General features: G+C 48.0%; 1 protein-coding gene. It reads left to right on the top strand.

All coding sequences use genetic code 11. The features are described from left to right. On the top strand, nt 1–427 hold a 427-nt coding region (locus HZY83_RS04025; RefSeq protein ID WP_179942788.1), incomplete at both ends, for a hypothetical protein.

Below are 427 nucleotides of genomic sequence, written 5' to 3'. Positions count from 1 at the left end.
CTGACACACTCATTGATGCTGACTCGCTTGCTGATGTGCTTGCACTAATCGATGTACTCGTTGATGCTGATTCACTTGCCGACGTACTTGCACTTACTGATGCACTCGTTGATGCTGATTCACTTGCTGATGTGCTGGCACTTACTGATGCACTCGTTGATGCTGATTCACTTGCTGATGTACTTGCAGATTCTGACGCACTCATTGATGCCGACTCACTTGCCGACGTACTTGCAGATTCTGATGCACTCGTTGATGCTGACTCACTTGCCGACGTACTTGCAGATTCTGATGCACTCGTTGATGCCGACTCACTTGCTGATGTGCTTGCACTTACTGATGCACTTGTTGATGCTGATTCACTCGCTGATGTACTTGCACTTACTGATGCACTCATTGATGCTGATTCGCTTGCCGATGTGCTTGC

The sequence above is a fragment of the Gemella sp. GH3 genome (genome assembly GCF_013415425.1).
GTDB lineage: Bacteria > Bacillota > Bacilli > Staphylococcales > Gemellaceae > Gemelliphila.
This window is presented reverse-complemented; position numbering and strand designations above follow the sequence as displayed.